Source organism: Paenibacillus sp. FW126-R14, assembly GCF_058789495.1.
In genome coordinates this window covers 1-1,720 of record NZ_JBYTBS010000129.1, presented here as the reverse complement: position 1 = coordinate 1,720, position 1,720 = coordinate 1, and the positions used below count along the sequence as shown (strand labels likewise).

Sequence of the window (1,720 nt, the reverse complement as noted above, 5' to 3'; positions counted from 1 at the left end):
TTCTTGCGAACCATCTCCGTTCACTTAATGCTTTTTGCAGCAAAATGAATAAACAAAGCAGCAGGCCGATCACAATTTTCGTCCACCAGGAACTGAGCGTTCCTTCGAAACTGACGATCGTCTGAATGACCCCTTGAATGAGCACTCCGAAGAACGTGCCGGCGATATAGCCTACGCCTCCGGTTAACAGCGTTCCGCCGATCACCACGGCTGCGATCGTATCCAGCTCCATCCCCATCGCGTGCAAGCCGTATCCCGACAGCATATAGAAGGTGAACACGACGCCGGCTAACGCTGAACACAAGCCGCTGAAAGCATACACGCCGATCTTCGTTCTGGCCACCGGCAATCCCATGAGGATCGTCGACTGCTCGCTGCCCCCAATGGCATACGTGTTGCGCCCGAAGCGCGTGTAGTGTGCCATATACATGCCCGCTGCGACGACAAGCAAGGCGATCACAACGCTGATCGAAATGAAGCTACCGCCCGGCAGCGGGATTTTGGTTTGCGCGATATGCGTGTACATCGCGTTATCGATCTTGATCGTGTTGATGCTGATCACGTAGCACAGCCCTCTTGCCAGGAACATTCCGGCGAGCGTGACGATGAATGGCTGAATTTTGAAATAGTGAATGATCGCCCCCATTCCCCATCCGAACAGCGTTCCTAGGACTAAGACGAGCGGAATGACAAATACCGGCGACCAGCCTGCCGCTAGCAAAGAAGCCGAAATCATGGTCGTTAACGCGATCACGGAGCCTACCGACAAATCGATGCCGCCGGACACAATGACGAAGGTCATCCCCACGGCCGTAATCAATAAAAAGGCATTATCGATGAGCAAGTTCAGCAGCACTTGCAAGGAGAAGAAGCCGGTATACCGGAAAGAGCCCGCGATATACATCGTGGCGAATAAGATGACGGTGACATAAATCGGAATGTATTTGCGATTAAGCAGCATGGCGTTTAACCTCCCGTTCTCCCGGATAATGACGAGTTTTCCAGCGGATGATCAAGGATTGGCGGAAAGCTTCGGACTGGATCAAGCAGACGGCCAGTACGACGAACGCTTTGACGACGAGCGTGATCTCCGGCGGAACTCCGATCATATAAATCGTTGTCGTCAAAGTCTGGATGATAAGCGCGCCGATCAGCGTCCCGCTAAGGTAAAATCTTCCGCCGTTCAGGGAGGTTCCCCCGATCACGACGGCCAGAATGGCATCGAGCTCGTACCATAGACCGGCATTGTTGCCGTCGGCGCTGGAGACGTTCGAGCTCAAGATCAATCCGGCGATTCCGGCACAGACGCCGCAGAAAATATACACGGCCAGCATGACCGTACGGGAACGAATGCCGGCCAGATGGCTCGCCGTCGGCTTGCAGCCGACCGACTCAATGAACAGACCGAGCGCCGTTTTCCGCGTCAGTACTGCGGCTGCGGCAAACACGATGGCCGCCAGGAAGATGGAAAACGGCAGCGTGGCAAGCGTTCCGGCTCCGATATACTTGTAGGTGGAGCTCGTTACGGTGATGATTTGCCCACCTGTGATGAGCTGGGCAATACCACGTCCTGCCACCATTAGAATCAAGGTGGCAATAATCGGCTGAATGCCGGCCTTCGCGACCAGGAAGCCGTTCCACAAGCCGAGCAGCAGAGACAGCACGAGGGAAATGCAAACGGACAGCACGAGTACGCCTATCGCGTTCTGATCGCTGCTTT

The 1,720-nt window shown here is 54.8% G+C and carries 2 protein-coding genes; both read right to left on the bottom strand.

Annotated features, from left to right (window positions below; all coding sequences use genetic code 11):
* Positions 1-961 (bottom strand): galactofuranose ABC transporter, permease protein YjfF (gene yjfF / locus AC3WRW_RS32960; RefSeq protein WP_492550432.1); only part of this gene is annotated, 961 nt, incomplete at its 3' end.
* Positions 951-1,720, bottom strand: a 770-nt coding sequence (locus tag AC3WRW_RS32955; RefSeq protein WP_492550431.1) for an ABC transporter permease, incomplete at its 5' end; no start/stop codon positions are given. The genes yjfF and AC3WRW_RS32955, both read right to left, overlap by 11 nt.